This is a genomic window from Micromonospora sp. NPDC048898 (assembly GCF_043198035.1).
Lineage (GTDB): Bacteria > Actinomycetota > Actinomycetes > Mycobacteriales > Micromonosporaceae > Micromonospora.
In genome coordinates this window covers 470,535-488,994 of record NZ_JBICUF010000001.1, presented here as the reverse complement: position 1 = coordinate 488,994, position 18,460 = coordinate 470,535, and the positions used below count along the sequence as shown (strand labels likewise).

General features: G+C 72.5%; 20 protein-coding genes and 2 pseudogenes. 15 read left to right on the top strand and 7 right to left on the bottom strand.

The window, feature by feature from the left end:
- Nucleotides 1-66: 66 nt before the first annotated feature.
- The 14 genes from ACGFIQ_RS02330 to ACGFIQ_RS02265 all read left to right on the top strand — a co-directional run bounded on the left by ACGFIQ_RS02330 (nt 67) and on the right by ACGFIQ_RS02265 (nt 10,159).
- Nucleotides 67-645 carry a Uma2 family endonuclease gene (locus ACGFIQ_RS02330; protein ID WP_393237985.1) on the top strand — a complete coding sequence of 193 codons (579 nt, stop codon included), beginning with the start codon at nt 67-69 and terminating at the stop codon, nt 643-645.
- 18 nt (nt 646-663) lie between these two features.
- The gene (locus ACGFIQ_RS02325) at nt 664-1,743 is read left to right on the top strand and encodes an amidohydrolase family protein (RefSeq protein WP_393237982.1); all 1,080 of its coding nucleotides are present in this window, start codon (nt 664-666) and stop codon (nt 1,741-1,743) included.
- A gap of 148 nt (nt 1,744-1,891) precedes the next feature.
- Nucleotides 1,892-3,298, top strand: a complete 1,407-nt coding sequence (gene proS, locus ACGFIQ_RS02320; protein ID WP_393237980.1) for a proline--tRNA ligase — start codon at nt 1,892-1,894, stop codon at nt 3,296-3,298.
- 1 nt (nt 3,299) lies between these two features.
- Nucleotides 3,300-3,956 carry a DUF402 domain-containing protein gene (locus ACGFIQ_RS02315; protein WP_393237977.1) on the top strand — a complete coding sequence of 219 codons (657 nt, stop codon included), beginning with the start codon at nt 3,300-3,302 and terminating at the stop codon, nt 3,954-3,956.
- A 229-nt stretch (nt 3,957-4,185) separates the two neighbouring features.
- Nucleotides 4,186-4,674, top strand: coding sequence for a 30S ribosomal protein S16 (rpsP, locus tag ACGFIQ_RS02310; protein ID WP_357289500.1), 489 nt, complete (start codon nt 4,186-4,188; stop codon nt 4,672-4,674).
- A 1-nt stretch (nt 4,675) separates the two neighbouring features.
- Entirely contained in the window at nt 4,676-4,909 is a 234-nt protein-coding gene (locus tag ACGFIQ_RS02305; RefSeq protein ID WP_013284588.1) for an RNA-binding protein, read from the top strand.
- Nucleotides 4,909-5,469, top strand: coding sequence for a ribosome maturation factor RimM (rimM, locus tag ACGFIQ_RS02300; RefSeq protein ID WP_393237973.1), 561 nt, complete (start codon nt 4,909-4,911; stop codon nt 5,467-5,469). Before ACGFIQ_RS02305 ends, rimM begins: the two co-directional genes overlap by 1 nt.
- A gap of 10 nt (nt 5,470-5,479) precedes the next feature.
- Nucleotides 5,480-6,253: a tRNA (guanosine(37)-N1)-methyltransferase TrmD gene (trmD, locus tag ACGFIQ_RS02295; RefSeq protein ID WP_393237970.1), complete on the top strand. Its 774-nt coding sequence runs from the start codon at nt 5,480-5,482 to the stop codon at nt 6,251-6,253.
- A gap of 143 nt (nt 6,254-6,396) precedes the next feature.
- Nucleotides 6,397-6,753: a 50S ribosomal protein L19 gene (gene rplS, locus ACGFIQ_RS02290; RefSeq protein WP_007456548.1), complete on the top strand. Its 357-nt coding sequence runs from the start codon at nt 6,397-6,399 to the stop codon at nt 6,751-6,753.
- A gap of 183 nt (nt 6,754-6,936) precedes the next feature.
- A complete protein-coding gene (gene lepB / locus ACGFIQ_RS02285) occupies nt 6,937-7,806 on the top strand; it encodes a signal peptidase I (protein WP_393237967.1) in 870 nt (289 codons plus the stop codon).
- 10 nt (nt 7,807-7,816) lie between these two features.
- The gene (gene lepB, locus ACGFIQ_RS02280) at nt 7,817-8,452 is read left to right on the top strand and encodes a signal peptidase I (protein WP_393237964.1); all 636 of its coding nucleotides are present in this window, start codon (nt 7,817-7,819) and stop codon (nt 8,450-8,452) included.
- A gap of 53 nt (nt 8,453-8,505) precedes the next feature.
- A complete protein-coding gene (locus ACGFIQ_RS02275; protein WP_393240309.1) occupies nt 8,506-9,033 on the top strand; it encodes an NUDIX hydrolase in 528 nt (175 codons plus the stop codon).
- Nucleotides 9,027-9,839 carry a ribonuclease HII gene (locus ACGFIQ_RS02270; protein ID WP_393237961.1) on the top strand — a complete coding sequence of 271 codons (813 nt, stop codon included), beginning with the start codon at nt 9,027-9,029 and terminating at the stop codon, nt 9,837-9,839. The genes ACGFIQ_RS02275 and ACGFIQ_RS02270 overlap by 7 nt, the downstream gene beginning before the upstream one ends.
- Nucleotides 9,836-10,159, top strand: a complete 324-nt coding sequence (locus tag ACGFIQ_RS02265; RefSeq protein ID WP_011905215.1) for a DUF2469 domain-containing protein — start codon at nt 9,836-9,838, stop codon at nt 10,157-10,159. Before ACGFIQ_RS02270 ends, ACGFIQ_RS02265 begins: the two co-directional genes overlap by 4 nt.
- 57 nt (nt 10,160-10,216) lie before the next feature.
- On the opposite strand, the gene ACGFIQ_RS02260 is transcribed toward ACGFIQ_RS02265, so the two are convergent.
- Nucleotides 10,217-11,344, bottom strand: a complete 1,128-nt coding sequence (locus ACGFIQ_RS02260; protein WP_393237958.1) for a sulfite oxidase — start codon at nt 11,342-11,344, stop codon at nt 10,217-10,219.
- 404 nt (nt 11,345-11,748) lie between these two features.
- On the opposite strand from ACGFIQ_RS02260, the pseudogene ACGFIQ_RS02255 reads away from it, so the two are divergent.
- A pseudogene (locus tag ACGFIQ_RS02255) lies at nt 11,749-12,342 on the top strand (murein hydrolase activator EnvC family protein); the annotation flags it as partial.
- Nucleotides 12,343-12,349: 7 nt separating this feature from the next.
- Here ACGFIQ_RS02255 and ACGFIQ_RS02250 read toward each other — a convergent pair.
- The 6 genes and pseudogenes from ACGFIQ_RS02250 to ACGFIQ_RS02225 all read right to left on the bottom strand — a co-directional run bounded on the left by ACGFIQ_RS02250 (nt 12,350) and on the right by ACGFIQ_RS02225 (nt 18,379).
- Nucleotides 12,350-13,531: an aminotransferase class V-fold PLP-dependent enzyme gene (locus tag ACGFIQ_RS02250; protein ID WP_393237955.1), complete on the bottom strand. Its 1,182-nt coding sequence runs from the start codon at nt 13,529-13,531 to the stop codon at nt 12,350-12,352.
- A 141-nt stretch (nt 13,532-13,672) separates the two neighbouring features.
- Nucleotides 13,673-14,590, bottom strand: coding sequence for a tyrosine-type recombinase/integrase (locus ACGFIQ_RS02245; RefSeq protein WP_393240307.1), 918 nt, complete (start codon nt 14,588-14,590; stop codon nt 13,673-13,675).
- Between the two features lie 3 nt (nt 14,591-14,593).
- Nucleotides 14,594-14,851: pseudogene (locus ACGFIQ_RS02240) on the bottom strand (site-specific integrase); the annotation flags it as partial.
- Nucleotides 14,852-15,248: 397 nt separating this feature from the next.
- Nucleotides 15,249-16,472, bottom strand: a complete 1,224-nt coding sequence (gene dprA / locus ACGFIQ_RS02235; RefSeq protein WP_393237952.1) for a DNA-processing protein DprA — start codon at nt 16,470-16,472, stop codon at nt 15,249-15,251.
- Nucleotides 16,469-17,989, bottom strand: a complete 1,521-nt coding sequence (locus ACGFIQ_RS02230; RefSeq protein WP_393237949.1) for a YifB family Mg chelatase-like AAA ATPase — start codon at nt 17,987-17,989, stop codon at nt 16,469-16,471. Before ACGFIQ_RS02230 ends, dprA begins: the two co-directional genes overlap by 4 nt.
- 30 nt (nt 17,990-18,019) lie before the next feature.
- Nucleotides 18,020-18,379 (bottom strand): YraN family protein, encoded by a 360-nt coding sequence (locus ACGFIQ_RS02225; protein ID WP_393237946.1) that lies wholly within the window; start codon nt 18,377-18,379, stop codon nt 18,020-18,022.
- Between the last annotated feature and the right edge of the window lie 81 nt (nt 18,380-18,460).

Here is an 18,460-nt window from a genome sequence, read left to right as displayed (position 1 = left end):
CGTGTCGGTGACGGCGGGCGACGTCATCCTTGCTTAGGGTGATGTCGCCCCCTGGGAGGAGATGTCATGACCGCAGCCCCGATCCTGCCCGAACGGCACGAGTGGACTGTCGACGACCTCGGCGAGCTGCCGAAGGACCTTCCGTACGAACTGATCAACGGAAGGTTGATCGTGCCGTCCCCCACTGCCCTGCACCAAGAGTTGTGCGTTGAGCTGCTGCTCACGCTCCGCGTCAACTGCCCACCGGAATATCTGGTCAGCATCGACCTGTCGATGCGGGTCGACCGGCGCAACGAGCCGCGCCCCGACGTGGTGGTCATCCGCCGCAAGCACGCCAGCCGGTCACCCGTCCCGGTCGAGGACGCCCTGCTCGCCGTGGAGGTCGTCTCCCCGACCGCCAACTTCCGCGACATGTACGACAAGGCGAAGGTCTACGCGCACGCTGGCGTCCGGTCCTACTGGGTCGTGGACCCGCTGCAGGAGCGCGTCACGCTCACCGAGTACACCCTCGGTGCCAACCGTGAGTACGAGCAGGCCGCGCACACCGACGACCTGTTCGTCACCGAGCGGCCGTGGAAGGTCTCCGTGGACCTGCCGGCCCTGACCTCCCGCAAGAACGACCTGCTCGCCCCCGACGAGGAGTGATCGGGTAGGACTGTGCGCATGGCTTTCCACGTGCGCGGTGTCCTGCTCCCCGACGACGAGGTCCGGGATCTCTGGCTGGTCGGCGACCGGGTGACCTTCACCCCGGTGCCCGGTGCGGAGACTGTCGTCGACGGCGGGTTCGTGCTGCCGGGGCTCGTCGACGCGCACTGCCACATCGGCATCGCCCGAGGTGGCGCCCCGATCACCTCGCTCGACCAGGCCCGCGAGCTGGCCCACCTCGACCGGGACGCCGGGGTGCTGGCGATCCGCGACGCCGGCTCGCCCTACCCGTACCCCGAACTGGACGACGAGCCGGGCCTGCCGCGACTGGCCCGCGCGGGCCGGCATGTCGCCCCGCCGAAGCGCTACCTGCGTGACATCGGCGTGGAGGTCGACGCGACCGAGGTGGCCGCGACGGTGGCCGCGCAGGCACGGGCCGGCAACGGCTGGGTCAAGCTGGTCGGCGACTGGATCGACCGGGGCGTGGGCGACCTGGCCCCGGCCTGGGACGCGGACACCCTCACCGCCGCCGTGCAAGCGGCGCACGACGCCGGGGTACGCGCCGCGGTGCACACCTTCTCCGAGTCGGCCGTCGAGATCATGGTGCGGGCCGGCGTCGACTCGGTGGAGCACGGCACGGGCCTGAGCCTCGACCTGATCGACGAGATGGCCCGTCAGGGCACCGCGCTGGTCCCCACCATGATCAATATCGCCACCTTCGGGGGCATCGCGGAGCAGGCGCGGGCCAAGTTCCCCGGGTACGCCGAGCACATGCTCGCGCTGCGCGACGGCTTCCCCGAGGTGGTGCGTGCGGCGCACGAGGCGGGTGTGCCGATCTACGTGGGCACCGACGCGGGCGGCGGCATCGACCACGGGCTGGCCGCCGAGGAGATGCTGCTGCTGCACGAACGGGCCGGCATGGCACCGATCGACGTACTCGCCGCCGCCTCCTGGGGTGCCCGCGAGTGGCTCGGCTTCCCCGGCCTGGTCGAGGGCGGCCTCGCCGACCTGACCGTCTACCCCGAAGACCCGCGTAACGACCTGCGGGTGGTGCGCGCCCCGTCCCGCACGATCCTGCGCGGCCAGGTAGTCCGCTGACCCCGCAAGCGTCGCCCCGGTCGGGGGCCTCGGCCTCGCAGGTGGTGGCCGCTCCGGTGTGCGGGTCGAGGAAGGTCGGGACGGCAGATGTCGACGATGCCGCGCCCGAGCGCACCGCCCCGGCGAGCGGCGCATAGGATATGCGGTCATGGCACGCGTGCTCACTCCCCGTGCGGAGGATTTCCCCCGCTGGTACCAGGATCTGATCGCCAAGGCGAAGCTGGCCGACAACGGCCCGGTCCGCGGCACCATGGTCATCCGCCCCGCCGGCTACGCCATCTGGGAGCGGATGCAGGCCGAGATGGACGCCCGGATCAAGGCGGCGGGTGCGGAGAACGCGTACTTCCCGCTCTTCATCCCGGAGAGCTACCTGAAGCGCGAGGCCCAGCACGTCGAGGGCTTCTCGCCGGAGCTGGCGGTCGTCACGCACGGGGGCGGCAAGCCCCTCGCCGAGCCGGTGGTGGTGCGTCCCACCAGCGAGACCGTCATCGGCGAGTTCATGGCCAAGTGGATCGACTCGTACCGGGACCTGCCGCTGCTGCTCAACCAGTGGGCGAACGTGGTCCGGTGGGAGCTGCGTCCGCGGATCTTCCTGCGTACCAGTGAGTTCCTCTGGCAGGAGGGGCACACCGCGCACGCCACCCGCGAGGACGCCCGGGCGTACGCGCGGCGGATCCTGCACGAGGCGTACGAGGACCTGATGGTCAACGTGATCGGCATTCCGGTCGTGGTGGGCCTGAAGACGGCGCGCGAGCGGTTCGCCGGTGCGACCGCCACGTACACCTGCGAAGGCATGATGGGCGACGGCAAGGCGCTCCAGCTGGGCACCAGCCACGAGCTGGGGCAGAACTTCGCCAAGGCGTTCGACATCAGCTACTCCTCCAAGGAGGGCGGCCGGGAGCACGCCTGGACCACCTCCTGGGGCACGTCCACCCGGATGCTCGGTGGCCTGATCATGGCGCACGGCGACGACAACGGCCTGCGCGTGCCGCCGAGGCTGGCCCCGATCCAGGCGTACGTCATGATCGTCAAGGACGGTGAGGGCGTCGCGGAGGCGGCGGCCAAGCTGCACGACGGCCTGCGCGACGCCGGTGTCCGGGTCGCGCTCGACGACCGGACCGACACTCCGTTCGGCCGTCGGGCCGTCGACGCCGAGCTGCGTGGTTATCCGGTACGCGTCGAGGTCGGCCCCCGTGACCTGGCCGTCGGCAACGCGACTGTGGTGCGCCGCACCGACGGGTCGAAGACGCCGACTCCGGTGGCCGACGTGGTCGCCGCGGTGCTTGCCGCGTTGGAGACCGATCAGCAGGTGCTGCACGACCAGGCGCTGGCCAATCGCGAGTCGCGCACGGTGGAGGTGGCCTCCCTGGCCGAGGCGATCGAGGCCGCCGCGACCGGTTGGGCCCGGGTGCCGTGGTCGGCGGTCGGCGTGGCTGGCGAGGCCGAGGCGAACGGCCAGGGCGTCACCGTGCGCTGCCTGCTGCGTGCCGACGGCTCGGTGCCGGACTCCGAGGACGAGCCCGACCTGGTCGCCATCCTCGCCCGCGCCTACTGAGGTGCTCGTCGACCGGTTCCAGCCGGGTCGGCTGATCCTGCACCGCAACGTGCGGCACGGGCGGATCGGTTGGGTCCGGCCGGGCCGGGTGGTCAGCGACGACGAGCGGGGTCTGCTGGTGTGGATCGCCCGGGACTCGCCGGTGGCCCACGAGGTGACCGAGGCGGGGCTCGGGATGCGGGCGATGCCGTTCGCCAGGTGGATCTCGTCGTCGTACCGGTTGGCGCACGGCCGCTGGAACGGGCCGCCGCTGTTGAAGTTCCTGCCCACCGGGGCGGCGCACTCCGTCTGGTGGTTCCGCGACGCGCAGGGGCGCTTCCTGAACTGGTACGTCAACCTGGAGGAGCCGGGCGTCCGCTGGGACGACGGCCCGGTGGCCGGTGTCGACGTGGTGGACCAGGACCTGGACGTGGTGGTGCGTCCGGACCTCAGTTGGGACTGGAAGGACGAGGACGAGTTCGTCGAGCGGCTCGCCTTCGGCGCCGACTACTGGGTGACCGACGAGAAGGCGGTCCGCGCCGAGGGGGAGCGGGTGATCGCGCTCGCCGAGGCCGGCGAGTTCCCGTTCGACGGCACCTGGTGCGACTTCACCCCGCCGGCAGACTGGGACGTACCGGACGAATTACCACCGGGGTGGGACCGTCCGCCGGTGCGCTGAGAGGTGTTCCGGGTCACCGCCGGCGCGGTGTCCGGGTCCGATGCGGGAGATCGGCGTCGGGTCTGGCAGAATAGGTCGCTGGTATCCGGCGCGCGTCCGGCGCCCTCTAACCCGGGCACGTCGCTAGTCCACCGAGTAGTCTCCGGCCCAACCCCACGGGTCCGGTCGGCGCTCACCCATGCACACCGCCCATACGGGCCGGTGAGATCGCAACAGGAGCGAAACAACTGTGGCCGTAAAGATCCGGCTCCTGCGGATGGGCAAGATCCGCAACCCGCAGTACCGCATCGTCATCGCCGACTCGCGCACCAAGCGTGACGGTCGGGCGATCGAGTTCGTCGGGGTTTACCAGCCGAAGGAAGACCCTTCGATCATCGAGGTCAAGTCGGAGCGGGTCCAGTACTGGCTGTCCGTCGGCGCTCAGCCGAGCGAGGCGGTGCAGCGGCTGCTGGAGCTGACCGGTGACTGGCAGAAGTACAAGGGCCTGCCGGCCCCGCCGCCGCTCCTGGTCGCCCCCGAGCGGGCCGACCGCAAGGCGGCGTACGAGGCTGAGGCGAAGGCCGCCGCCGGGCTCGCCCCGGAGACCCCGGCCAAGCCGGCCAAGAAGGCCGCCAAGGCTGCCGAGGCTCCGAAGACCGAGGCTCCGGCTGCCGAGGCGCCGAAGACCGAGGCTCCGGCCGAGGCTCCGGCCGCTGCCGACGCTGGTGAGCAGGCCTGACATGCCTCTGCGTCCGGCGTTGGAGCACCTGGTCAAGGGCATCGTCGACCACCCGGATGACGTCCGGGTGCGGATGGTCGATTCCCGTCGGGGCAAGCGGCTCGAAGTCCGCGTGCACCCGGAGGACCTCGGCACTGTGATCGGGCGGTCCGGTCGGACCGCCAAGGCGCTGCGCCAGGTGATCGGCTCCATCGGCGGGCGCGGAGTACGCGTCGACATCGTCGACTCGTACTGATGCAGCTCGTCGTCGGAAGGATCGGCAAGCCGCACGGTGTCCGCGGTGAGGTCACCGTGGAAGTGCGGACCGACGAGCCCGAAGCACGGTTCGCCCCGGGTTCGGTGCTGCGCACCGAACCCGGGGCGACGCCCCCGGCTCCCGCCACCTCGGACGAGCCCGGGGTGCCGTTCCGGCTTCCCGCGGAGTTGACCATCGAGGAGGCCCGCTTCCACCAGGGTCGGGTGCTCATCGCGTTCGAGGGAATCCTCGACCGCAACACCGCCGAGGCGCTGCGCGGCACCCTGCTCGTGGTCGACAGCGCCGACGTGACCCCGCCGGACGATCCGGAGGAGTTCCACGACCACCAGTTGGTCGGCCTGGCCGTGGTGACCCCGGCGGGCGAACGACTGGGCGAGGTCGCCCGGATCGACCACGCGCCCTCCTCGGACCTGCTGGTGTTGCGGCGCCCCGAAGGGCGTACCGCGCTGATCCCGTTCGTCCGGGCGATCGTTCCGGAGGTCGACATCGCCGGCGGCCGTGTGATCGTCGACCCGCCGGCCGGCCTGCTCGACCTTTAGGACCACCCCCATGCGCGTCGACGTCGTGTCGATCTTTCCGGAGTACTTCGCCCCACTGGACCTGTCGCTGATCGGGCGGGCGCGGGCCAACGGCGTACTCCAGCTTGCCGTGCACGACCTGCGGACCTGGACCCACGACGTGCACCGCACGGTCGACGACACCCCCTACGGCGGCGGGCCGGGCATGGTGATGCGCCCGGAGCCGTGGGGTGAGGCGCTGGACGCGCTCGCGCCGGCCGAGGCCCCGCCGCCCCGACTGCTGGTGCCGTCGCCGGCCGGCGCCCCGTTCACGCAGGCCATGGCATACGAGCTGGCGGCCGAGTCGCACCTGCTCTTCGCCTGCGGCCGGTACGAGGGCATCGACCAGCGGGTGCTGGCGCACGCCGCCACCCGGATGCCGGTCACCGAGGTCTCGCTCGGTGACTACGTGCTCTTCGGCGGTGAGGTCGCGGTCCTGGTGATGCTGGAGGCGGTCACCCGGCTGCTGCCGGGCGTGCTGGGCAACGCGGGCTCGCTGGACGAGGAGTCGCACGCGCACGGGCTGCTGGAGGCCCCGATCTACACCAAGCCGCCGAGCTGGCGTGGGCACGACGTGCCGGAGGTGCTCCGCTCCGGTGACCACGGCAAGATCGCCCGCTGGCGGCGCGAGGAGGGTCTGCTGCGGACTGCCGCCCGCCGTCCGGACCTGCTCGCCGCGCTGCCCGCGGATCGGCTCGACAAACGGGACATCGCGGCCCTGGACCGGGCCGGGTTTCAGTCGTCACCGGGGGATGTGGCAAAGTAGAGGGGTTGCCGCATCCATCCGCGCCCGCGGACGGCTGCGAGGATCACCGACCGGGGTCGGCCCGCCGACCACCACCCGGGGATCAGAATCACCCACCCGCGCACCGAGTGACGGTGCGCCGTGAGCCTTACGAGGACGCAGCGATGAACATCCTGGACGCCCTTGACGCCCAGTCGAAGCGGACCGACCTTCCCGACTTCCGGGCCGGTGACACCGTCAAGGTGCACGCCCGCGTCGTCGAGGGCAACCGGTCCCGTGTCCAGATCTTCCAGGGCGTCGTGATCCGTCGCCAGGGTGACGGTCTGCGCGAGACCTTCTCGGTCCGCAAGGTCAGCTTCGGTGTCGGTGTCGAGCGGACCTACCCGCTCAACGGCCCGGGCATCGACCGGATCGAGATCGTGACCCGCGGTGACGTGCGTCGCGCCAAGCTCTACTACCTGCGCGAGCTGCGCGGCAAGAAGGCCAAGATCAAGGAGAAGCGGGAGAAGCAGCCCAGCTGACTTCCCGCTCGCCACGCCGCCCGAGCTGCGCGTATGCCGTAACGACCAGACCGCACTACCCTGGTCGTCACGGGCGCAGCACGGCGGCGGGCCCGCCCACGTGGGCGGATAGCCGTCCACTACCGCCCGTGGAGCCTCGACGAGGTTCCCGGGCGGTGGTGTTTCTGTGGACCGGGGAGTGGCGTGGTGCAGACACTTGACGAAGACGACACCGTCGATCCGTGGCGCCGTCGCGCCCGCCGCACCCGTCGACAGATGCCACTCTGGCAGGAGCTTCCGCTGCTGCTGGTGGTGGCGTTCTGCCTCGCGGTGCTGATCCGCACCTTCCTGCTCCAGGCGTTCTACATCCCGTCCGGCTCGATGGAGGACACGCTTCTCATCGACGACCGGGTGCTTGTCAACAAGGTCGTCTACGACGTCCGCGACCCGATCCGCGGCGAGGTGGTGGTCTTCCGGGGCACCGACCGGTGGGCGCCACAGGTCGACGAGCAGCCGGAGCCGGGCTTCGTCGGCAAGCTGACCCGGACCGTCGGCGACCTGGTCGGGGTGAGTCGACCCGGTGAGAAGGACTTCATCAAACGGGTGATCGGCGTTCCCGGCGACCGGGTCAAGTGCTGCGACAGCCAGGGGCGGGTCACCGTCAACGGCACGCCGCTCAACGAGCCGTACGTCCTGCGGGACTCTCCCCTGGACCTGCCGCCCAACCCGTTGGAGTGCCGGTCCCGGCGCTTCGACGAGGTCGTCGTACCGCCCGGTCAGATCTTCGTGATGGGCGACCACCGTGAGGTCTCGCAGGACGCGCGCTGCCAGGGCCCGGTGCCGATCGACAACGTGATCGGCCGGGCCTTCATGGTCGTCTGGCCCTCGTCGCGGTGGCACTCGCTGCCGGTGCCGTCGACGTTCGACGACGTGGCCGCGCCGAGCGTGGCATCCGCGGGCCAGCCCCCGGCGCGACCGACTCCGCAGGGCGGTGTGGTGCTGATCCTCCCGCTGGCGGCCGCACTGCCTCGTTCCCGCGCGTTCCGGTCGATGACGTCCAGTTCGGCAACGTAGGCTCCTTGGCGTGATTGACGAGCAGACCGACAAGCCGCGCAGCTCCTTCTGGAAGGAGCTGCCGATCCTGCTGGGTGTGGCGATCCTGGTCGCGGTGCTGGTCCGCGCCTTCGTGCTGCAGACCTTCTTCATCCCCTCCCCGTCCATGGAGAACACTCTCAAGATCGATGATCGGGTGCTGGTCAACAAACTGGTCTACGACTTCCGCTCGCCGCACCGCGGTGAGGTGATCGTTTTCAAGGCTCCGATCGAGTGGAGCGGCAACCCCGACGGCGAGGACTTCATCAAGCGGGTGATCGGGATTCCCGGCGACCACGTGGTCTGCTGCGACCCGCAGGAGCGACTGATGATCAACGGCAAGTCGCTCGACGAGCCGTACATCTTCTCCATGGACGGGGTCCGCGACAAGCCAGCCGACCAGGAGTTCGACATCACCGTGCCGAAAGGCCGGCTGTGGGTGATGGGTGACCACCGCTCCGCCTCCGGTGACTCGCTGGAGCACTGGCAGCAGTCCGGGCAGAACATCACCGAGGCCACGATCCCCGAGGACGACGTGGTCGGGCGGGCGTTCACCGTCTTCTGGCCGGTCAACCGGGCCACCTGGCTGACGGTGCCGGATCAGTTCGACGGCATTCCCAAGCCGTAGACCGACGGGGCGTGGGCGATCCGCCGTCGGTCTGGCAGGCTAAGGCGGTGACCGTGAGCGCGAGGAGTGAGCTTGCGAGCCCCGCAGGCGCGAACAGTGCCGACCGTGTCTACACCCCTCGACGAGCGGCCCGCGTGCTGCTCGTCGACGCGGCCGGCCGGGTCCTGCTGTTCGAGGGCTTCGACCCGGCTCGACCAGACCACCGCTACTGGTTCACCCCGGGCGGTGGGCTCGACCCGGGGGAGGCTCCGGCGGTGGGCGCGGCCCGAGAGTTGGCCGAGGAGACCGGTCTGCGGCTCGACCCGGTCGAGTTGGGCGAGCCGGTCTGGTCCGACACGACCGAGTTCCCGTTCGACGGTGTGTGGTATCGGCAGGTGCAGGATTTCTTCCTCCTCCGGGTGGGGTCCTGGCAGGTGGACACGGCAGGCTTCGACGACATCGAGCAGCGCAGCATCACCGGCCACCGCTGGTGGCTGCCCGACGACCTGGCGGCCAGCGGCGAACGGTTCTACCCCGCCGAGCTGCCCGCCCTGCTGAACCGGCTGGGCCACTCGACCGACCGCGACGAGGCGTCGTGCTGACCCCACCGCGCACCGTCGTCCGCCGCGAGGCCGGCCTGTACGCCCTGGAACGGGCGCTGCAACGGCGCGGTTTCCGGCACGTCGCCGGTGCCGACGAGGCGGGCCGGGGCGCCTGCGCCGGTCCGCTTGTCGCCGCCGCCGCGATCCTGCCCGAGGGCCGGCGCGGCGAGGTCGAGGGGCTGGCCGACTCGAAGCTGCTCACCCCGGCCAGCCGGGAACGCGTGTACGCCGAGGTGGTGGACCGCGCCCTGGCGTACTCCGTGGTGGTCATCCCCGCCGAGGAGGTCGACGCCCGGGGGCTGCACGTGTGCAACCTGGCCGCGATGCGCCGGGCGCTCGCCTCGCTCACCACCCGCCCGGAGTACGTGCTGACCGACGGCTTCGGCGTGGACGGCCTGGGCGTGCCGGGGCTGGCGGTGTGGAAGGGCGACCGGGTGGCGGCGTGCGTGGCGGCGGCCAGCGTGCTGGCCAAGGTCACCCGGGACCGGCTGATGGTGGAGCTGGACGGGGTGTTCCCGGCGTACGGCTTCGCCGAGCACAAGGGCTACATCACCCCCGAGCACTCGGCGGCGCTGCGCGAGCACGGGCCGTGCCGGGAGCACCGGTTCTCGTACGTCAATGTCGCCGCGGTCTCCGGCCGCGACGGACGGCCGCCGCGCGCCCGACGCCCCGGCGGCCACGCGCTGGAAGAGCCGATGGAGCGCTCCGGGGCGTCAGGGGGTACCGTCGGCGTGGCGTTGGGCGAGCAGCCTCGGCCTCCGGCGCCGGTGGGGGAAGATGTGGCCATGGAAGGCGGAGTGCGATGAGCGCGGAAGATCTCGAGAAGTACGAGACCGAGATGGAGCTGCAGCTCTACCGGGAGTACCGCGACATTGTCCGCCAATTCTCCTACGTGGTGGAGACGGAGCGTCGGTTCTACCTGGCCAACCAGGTCGACCTGCACGTGCGCAACTCCGACGGCGAGGTCTACTTCGAGGTCGAGATGCACGACGCCTGGGTGTGGGACATGTATCGTCCGGCCCGCTTCGTGAAGAACGTCCGGGTGATGACCTTCAAGGACGTCAACGTCGAGGAGTTGGAGAAGCCGGACATCTCGCTGCCCGCCGACTCCGGCTTCGGCAGCTGACCGCCCCCGCCCCTCGGCCGCACCGCGGGCCCCCACCCGTGGCGTGACACCTGCCGCTCACTCGGCCGGCACCACGACCTCGACCCGTTGCACCAGGTTGTTGGCGAAGCCGCCACGGTTCCACGGCTGCTCGACCGGTTGGGTCCGCCCGGACGCGTCGGTCGCCCGCGCACCGAGCACGTACCGGCCCGGGGTCGCCGTCCACACGTACCGCCAGCGCCGCCAGGCGAAGTCGCCGCTGTCCGCCGGGTCCAGCTCGGCCTGCGCCCAGCTCCGCCCACCGTCGGTGGTCACCTCCACGGAGACCACCGGCGCGTGCCCCGACCAGGCCCGGCCGTCCACCGTGCAGGACCCGGGCCGCAGCACCCGGCGGCGGGACATGAAATCGGGGAAGCCGGGCGGACGGACCAGCGCGCGCGGCTCGATCCGGGTCACCGGCACACCCGGGTCGTCGGCGTCGGTGCGCACCCGGTACGCGACCGCGTTCTGGTAGCCCTCGAACGGCTCGGTCCGCAGTTCGATGGAGTGGAGCCACTTCACGTGCGCCATGCCGTACCAGCCCGGCACGATCAGCCGCAGCGGCGCACCGTGCTGCGGCAGCAGCGGAGCACCGTTCATCTCGTACGCCAGCAGCACCTCCTCGCGCAGCGCGTCGGCGACCGGCAGCGCCCGCTGGTAGTCCTGCTCGATCCCGCGCTCGACACCGTGGTCGGCGCCGGTGAAGACCACGTCCACCGCGTCCGGCCCGAGGCCCGCCTCCCGCAGCAGCGGTGCCAGTGGGGTGCCGGTCCACTCGGCGTTGCCCACCGCCTCGACCAGCCACGGCTGACTCACCGGCCGGGGACGCAGCAGGGCACGCCCGTTGCCGGCACACTCCAGCGTCACCTGCCGGGTGACCCGCGGCCGCTCCCGCAACTCGGCGAGCGTGACCGTCAGCGGCCGGTCCACCGCCCCGCCGATGGTCAGCGTGTGCGTCGCCGGGTCGAGCTCCGGAATGTCGTAGTGGATCAGCAGGTAGTGCAGCCCGGCCGGGGTGACGTCGTAGCGCAGCGCCTCCAGCGGGATGCCGTGGTTGCGGGCGGCGAGCTGCAACTCCTCGGCGCTGATCGCCTCGTCCGGCTCCGCGAGCCGCGACGGGCCGCTCACGTCGGCCACCGTCGGCGTCCGGTCGTCGACAGTGGTCATGCCTGTGCCTCCCCGGTCCACACGGCGGCACCCGCCGTACGCGACCCAGCCTAGGCCCTGCGCGACGGCCCGAAAACGGCTCGGTTGCCTGGCGGCTCGCTTGCTCGGCGCTGTCCGGCGGTCCGGCGGCTCGGACTTGCGGTGCGGCTGGCCGGCGGTGCGGCGGCTCTGCCGCTCGGCGGTGCGGCCGCTCGGCGGTGCGGCCGCTCGGCGGTGCGGCTGCCCGGCGGTGCGGCTGCCCGGCGGTGCGGCTGCCCGGCGGCTGCCCGGTGGGCGGCCGGTGGGGATGGTCGAGGCATAGCAGATCATCCGCGCCGATGGTGGTTGTCCACAGAGCCTCCGGTTGTCCACAGCCTGGTCGGTCGGGCTGGCAGACGGCCCAGCGGCGGTCGGAAGCTGCTGTCATGCGACCACCATCCGCCCCGCCCGTCGGCTCGATCCGTCACACCGTGCTGCTCCGCGCCGCGCTTCCCCTCGCGCTGACCATCCCGCTCTGCGGGTTGGCCATGCTGGTCGCGGCGCTGCCCGGCGGCCCACCGTCCGGTGCCGCGCGGGTGCCCGTCTCGTTGCCAGCCGCGGCGGACGCCGGCCCCGAGCGGTTCCGCTGGCCGGTCGACGGGCCACCTCGCCCGGTGCGCCGGTTCGACCCGCCGCCCCGGCCGTGGCTGCCCGGCCACCGGGGTGTCGACCTGGCCGCCCCGGCCGGCGCCGTGGTCCGCAGCGCCGGGGCCGGCACCGTGCTCTTCGCCGGCCCGGTGGCCGGCCGACCGGTGATCACCGTGGGGCACGCCGACGGGCTGCGGACCACCCACGAGCCGGTCCAACCGGCGGTACGCCCCGGCCAACCGGTCGCCGCCGGCACACCACTGGGGGAGCTGCTGCCCGGGCATCCGGGTTGCCCGGCCGACGCCTGCCTGCACTGGGGCCTGCGCCGGGGCACGGAATACCTGGACCCGCTGGCACTGCTCGGCCTCGGCCCGGTGCGACTGCTCCCGGTCCGTCCGGTCAGCGCTGGGCGAGCAGCGCCGGCAGCCGTGCGGCCAGCCTCTCGTACTCGTCGGCGGTGTTGTAGACCTGCCCGGCGAGCCGCAGCCAACCCCGGCCGTTCCAGCTCATCACCGCCACCTCGACGGCGAGCCGTGCACCGATCCGCGCCTGCAACGCCCGCGCCGCGTCGATGCTGACGGCCGTGCCGGCCGGCAACGGAATGAGGCGCAGAGCCACCCCCGGCCCGCCGGGGGCAGGCAGTTGAGCGGGGGGCACCCCCAGCGCGTCCCCCACCACCCGCTGGCCGTACGCGGCGAGTGCGGCGTTGTGCTCGCGTACCCGGTCGACGCCGAGACTGCGTAACGTGAACAGGCCCGCCGGCGCGGCCAGCCAGGACGTGTAGTCGAGAGTCGCCTGCCACTCGATCCGGGCCGGGAAGCCCGACTCCTGCTCCCAGGAGACCACAAGTGGTTCGATCCGGTCCCGCCACCGCGGGGCCACCACCAGCAGGGCGGTGCCGCGCGGGGCGTACGCCCACTTGTGCAGGTTGCCCGCCCAGAAGTCGGCCCCGATGCTGCTCACCGTCGTGGCCAGCATTCCGGGGGCGTGTGCGGCGTCCACCAGGACCGGCACGCCCTGCTCGTGGCACACCCCGACGATGGCGGCGGTCGGGAGGAGCTTGGCGGTGGCCGAGGTGAGCTGGTCGACGACGAGCAGGCGGGTCCGGCCGGGGCGCAGGCCGGCGCGGACGATCTGCACGATCTGCTCGTCGGTGGCGTCCAGCGGGATCGGCAGGACCCGGCTGACCGCCCCGGTGCGGCGGCACTCCCGCTGAATGGCCAGGCTCACCGCCCCGTACCCGTGGTCGGTGCTGAGCACCTCGTCACCTGGTCGCAGCCCCAGCGACTGGAGCACCACGGCGACGCCGGTGGTGGTGTTGCCCACCAGGGCGCTGCCGTCGGGGTCGGCGCCCAGGAACCCGGCGAGGTGACGGCGGGTGTGCCCGATCCGGTCGACCAGCCCCTGCGTGAAGAAGCGCAGCGGGTTGGTCTCCATCTCGTCGCGCAGCCGCTGCTGGGCTCGCTGCACACCGATCGGGACCGCGCCGAACGAGCCGTGGTTGAGATGGCTGACCGCCGGGTCCAGGGAGAAGAGCAGACGGGCGCCCGGGATCGGCTCAGGGGGCTGCGGGACGCTCACGTGATGATCGTAACCGTCGGGTCTGTTCGCCCCCGCTACTTGATCGGGTGACCGGGTGTGCCTGGCGGTACGCGGCGCGTAGGCGCTCGGGGTCAGGCGCGTGGGTGTGCCTGGCGGTACGCGGCGCGTTGCCGCTCGGGGTCAGGCGCGTGGGTGTGCCTGGCGGTATGCGGCGCGTAGGCGCTCGACCGAGACGTGCGTGTAGATCTGGGTGCTGGCCAGCGACGAGTGGCCCAGCAGTTCCTGCACCGCGCGCAGATCCGCACCACCTTCGAGGAGGTGGGTTGCCGCGGAGTGGCGCAGACCGTGCGGGCTGGTCCGGGGCAGGCCGGCCGCCTCGGCGTAGCCGCCGACGATCTGACGCGCGGTCGTCGGGTTGAGCCGCCCGCCCCGGGCACCGAGCAACAGCGCGTCGCCGGAGCGGTTGCCCACCAACGCCGGACGGCCCCGGCGCAGCCAGTCGTCCAGCGCCCGTTGCGCGGGCACTCCGTACGGCACCGAGCGCTCCCGTCCGCCCTTGCCGAACACCCGGATCACCCGCCGGCCATGGTCGACGTCCCCGACGTCCAACCCGCAGGCCTCGCTGACCCGTACCCCTGTCGCGTAGAGCAGTTCCAGCAGCACCCGGTCGCGCAGCGGCACCGCCTCGGCGGCCGCATCTACCGTGGCGGCGTCCAGCGCGGCGGCCTCTGGCGTGGCGGCGTCTGGCGCGGCGGCCGACGTCGGCCCGGTCGCTGGGTTCGTGAGTACTGGTCCTGTCCGCGTGGGGTCCGTATGTGCTGGTCCTGGCCCCGTCGGGTCCGGGCGTGCAGGGTCCGTCGGGGCTGGGTTCGTGGTTGCTGGCTGTGCGCGCGGTAGGGCCGTGGGTGGCGGGTTGCCGGGCGGTGTCCGCCCGGCCGGTGCCTCGACCAGAGCGGCGGCCTGGTCGGCGCGCAGGACGGTGGGTAGCTCGCGGTGCGCGCGGGGACTGGCCAGCGCGGCGCCCACGTCGGCGGTGAGCAGCCCGGCCCGGTGCGCCCAGGCGCTGAACGCCCGCGCCGACGCGGCCCGCCGGGCCAACGACGTGCGGGCCGCGCCCGTGGTGCGCTGGCGCGCCAACCAACTTCGCAACACCGACAGGTCCAGCTCGGCGAGGTCGACGCAGCCCATCCGCCCGGCGTGGTCGAGCAGCGAGACGAGATCGGTGACGTACGCGCGAACGGTGTGCGCCGACCGGTTACGCACCCGGGACAGGTGCTCGGCGAAGTCGTCGACCGCGTCGCGCAACGCTGGCGGCAGTGCCTGGTGCAGGGCCCGGGTGCCCCGGTCGGACCGGCTCATCGTGGCCGCGCCCGCGTACTGGCCGGCTCATCGACCCCGGCACCCTCACTGACAGCTGGCACGGCACCAGCCTACGGCCGATTGTCGCCTGTCACCTGCCACGCGATATCGGTGTTCGGCGCCCCTGGCTACCGGCGGTTGCCCCTCTTGACCAGGAGCGCCACCAAGCCGCCAATGAGTGCCACCGACGTGACGAGACAGCACAGGACGGCGATATGCCACGGCTTGATAGCACCCATGAGCGCGCACAGTACCGGCACCAGCGCGCGGCCGAGGTCCCGAGCAGCCTCCGCGTGCCGACCGCCTCCGCGTGCCGACCGCCTCCGCGTGCCGACCGCCTCCGCGGGTCCAGACGCGGACCCCGACCCGCTCTGCCGTGGCACACCCACCTGCGGCGCTAGGTCGGCACTGATGTCTCCGCCGCTGTTACCGCCGTCGCACGCTTCGGTTTGGGGGGCGGGGCGAGGGCGTAGCCGTCGTCGCGACGGACCACCATGGACAGCTCCTCCAGCAGGGACAGCTTGCGCAACGCCGTCCGTACGTCGACACCGGCGCGGGCAGCGAGCCGGTCCACACCCATCGCACCTCGACGGGGCAACGCCTCGAACACTGACCGCGCGTCGTCGTCGAGCGCGTCGGCGGGCCGCTGCGGACCGCGCGCCAGCGGGGCCAGGTCCGCGCCGATCCGACCCACCTCCTCCAGCACGTGCGCCACTCCGGTGACCAGCCGAACCTTGTCGGGGTGCTCGCGGAGCAGTTCGTGCGCGCCGACGGACATCGCCGACGTCACCGGCCCCGGCACCACCATGGCCACTCGACCGGTGTAGATGGCCCGCCGAGCGGTCTGCGCCGCACCACTGCGCGCCGACGCCTCCACCACGACGGTGCCCAGGGTGCCTCCGGCGATCACCCGGTTGCGGATCAGGAACCGGGGCCGCAGTGGTTCGGCGCCCGGCACCCACTCACTGACCAACAGCCCGGTGTCGGCGATCCGGTCGAAGAGCGCGGCGTTGCCCATCGGATACGGCCGGTCCACCCCGCAGGCGAGCACCGCCACGGTCAGCCCGCCAGCGTTGAGGGCACCCCGGTGCGCGGCGGCGTCGATGCCGAACGCGCCCCCGGAGACGACAGTCCAGTCCCGTTCGGCCAGCCCGTATCCCAACTCGGTCGCGACGTGCTGGCCATAGCTGGTGGCAGCCCGCGCACCCACCACGGCCACCGAGCGATCCAGGGCTTCGCCGAGCGGCCAACTCCCGCGTACCCAGAAGCAGAGCGGTGGGGCGGTCTCACTGTCCACCCGGCGGCTGACGTCCGGCAGACGCAGCGCGGCCAAGCCGTCGACCCGGGCCGGCCACTCCTCGTCGTCCGGCGTGACCAGTCGGGCACCCAGTCGGGTCGCCCGCTCCAGGGCCTCCGTCGCCACCGCCCGCGCGTCGTCGGCCGCCGAGCGTGCGGCAACCGCGGTGTGCAGCCAACCGTCCGGGCTGCCGCCGTCGAGCAGCAGGTCCAGCGTCGCCACCGGGCCGTGCCGTTCGACCAGTCGGTGCACCACGCGGGTGCCCGGCTCGGCCAGCCAGGTCAGGGCGACCCGGGCCAGCCTGCGCTCGTCATCGGCGCTCACGTCGCCTCTCCCGTCCGTAGTTGAAGCGCCTCCCGGACGTCGTCCAGATCTGGTCGGTCCCGACCGTCCAGGTCAGCGATGGTCCAGGCCATCCGGATCACCCGGTCGAAGCCCCGTGCCGACAACGAGCCGGAATCGAGCCGGCCACGCAACTCGGCGGTGACGCGGGCGGGCAGCCGCCACGGCGGTCGGCGCAGGTGCGGGCCTTCCACCTCGGCGTTGAGCCGTCGGCCGAGGCCGGCCCAGCGGGTGGCCGCCGCCTGCCGGGCCGCCGATACCCGGGCAGCTACCGTCGCCGAGGACTCGACGCCGCCGGCGGGTGCCAGCAACTCCGCCGCCGTCACCGGCATCAGCCGCACCTGTACGTCGATCCGGTCGAGCAGTGGCCCGGAGAGCCGGCCGAGGTAGCGGCGGCGGGCCAGCGGGCTGCACTCACAGTGCGCGTCACCAGACGGTTTCGCGCACGGACAAGGGTTGGCCGCCAGCACCAACTGGGTCCGGGCCGGATAGACCGTGCCGCCCCCGCTGCGGGTCAGTTGGATGCGACCGTGTTCCAACGGTTGGCGCAGGGCCTCCAAGGCGCCCTTGCTGAACTCGGGGGCCTCGTCGAGGAAGAGCACGCCGCGGTGCGCCAGCGACACCGCGCCGGGTCGGGCCAACCCCGAGCCGCCACCGACCAACGACGGCACGGTCGCGGTGTGATGCGGCGCCTGGAATGGCGGACGGCGCAGCAAGCGACCGCCCGGTGGCAGCAGCCCGGCGACCGAGTGCAGGGCGGTGACCTCGAGCGCCGCCTCGTCGTCCAGCTCGGGCAGGATCGACGGCAGTCGTTCGGCGAGCATCGTCTTGCCGGCGCCCGGCGGCCCGACCAGCGCCACGTGATGCCCGCCGGCCGCGGCGACCTCCAACGCGCGCCGGCCCATCTGTTGCCCGGCGACCTCGGCGAGATCCGGCCCGTCGACGACCGGTGTCGGGGTGGCCTCCGGCGGCTCGATCAACGGGGTACCGTCCCGAACGAAGGCGACCAGCCGGTGCAGGGTGTCCACCGCGCGCACGCGTACCCCTGGGATGACCGCGGCCTCGGCGGCGTTGCCGATCGGGACGATGACCCGCCCGACGCCGGCCTGGGCCGCGGCGGCGACCATCGGGAGTACGCCGCGCACCGGCCGCACCGTGCCATCCAGCCCCAGCTCGCCGAGGACCACCACCCCCTCCAGGGGGAGCAGCGGCAACTCACCCGAGCCACCCAGGAGAGCCGCGGCGATGGCCAGATCGAACGCCGAGCCGAATTTCGGCAGCGTGGCGGGCAGCAGATTGAGGGTGATCCGCCGGTTGGGCCAGCGCTGGCCGGAGTTGACCACCGCCGCGCGGACACGGTCGCGGGCCTCGTGCAGGGCGGTGTCCGGCAGACCAGAGATCAACACAGCCGGTAGGCCGGCGGCCAGGTCGGCCTCCACCTCGACCAGATGGCCGGTGACCCCGACCAGCCCGACGCAGAGCACCTTCGCGTAGCTCACGGCCGCGCCACCGATCCGTCCGCGCGCATGTCAGAACGCACCCTTGAGGTGATCCACCTGCGCCGGGCCGGCGTCGGGCAGCCGTACCGACAGCACGTCGAAACGCACCTCGTCGGCGGTCGTGCCGGTCTCGGTCAGCCAGCGCGCGGCGAGCCCCCGCAGCCGGCGGGCCTTTGCCGGCACGACCGCCTCGGCCGGGGTGCCGAAGTCGTCGCCCCGGCGGGTCTTCACCTCGCAGAAGGCGAGCACCGGCCCGTCCCACGCGATGATGTCGATCTCGCCGGCCGGGCAGCGCCAGTTTCGGGCGATCGGGCGCAGACCCGCCTCGGTCAGGTGCTGGGCGGCGCACCGCTCGCCGTACGCGCCGACCGCCTGGTTCCGCTTCGTCATGGCCGGCACGGTGCCCGCCCGGGTGCCAGCGCGGCTAGCCCGACGACGGCCCATCTGTGGACAACGGGCGCTCTGTGGACA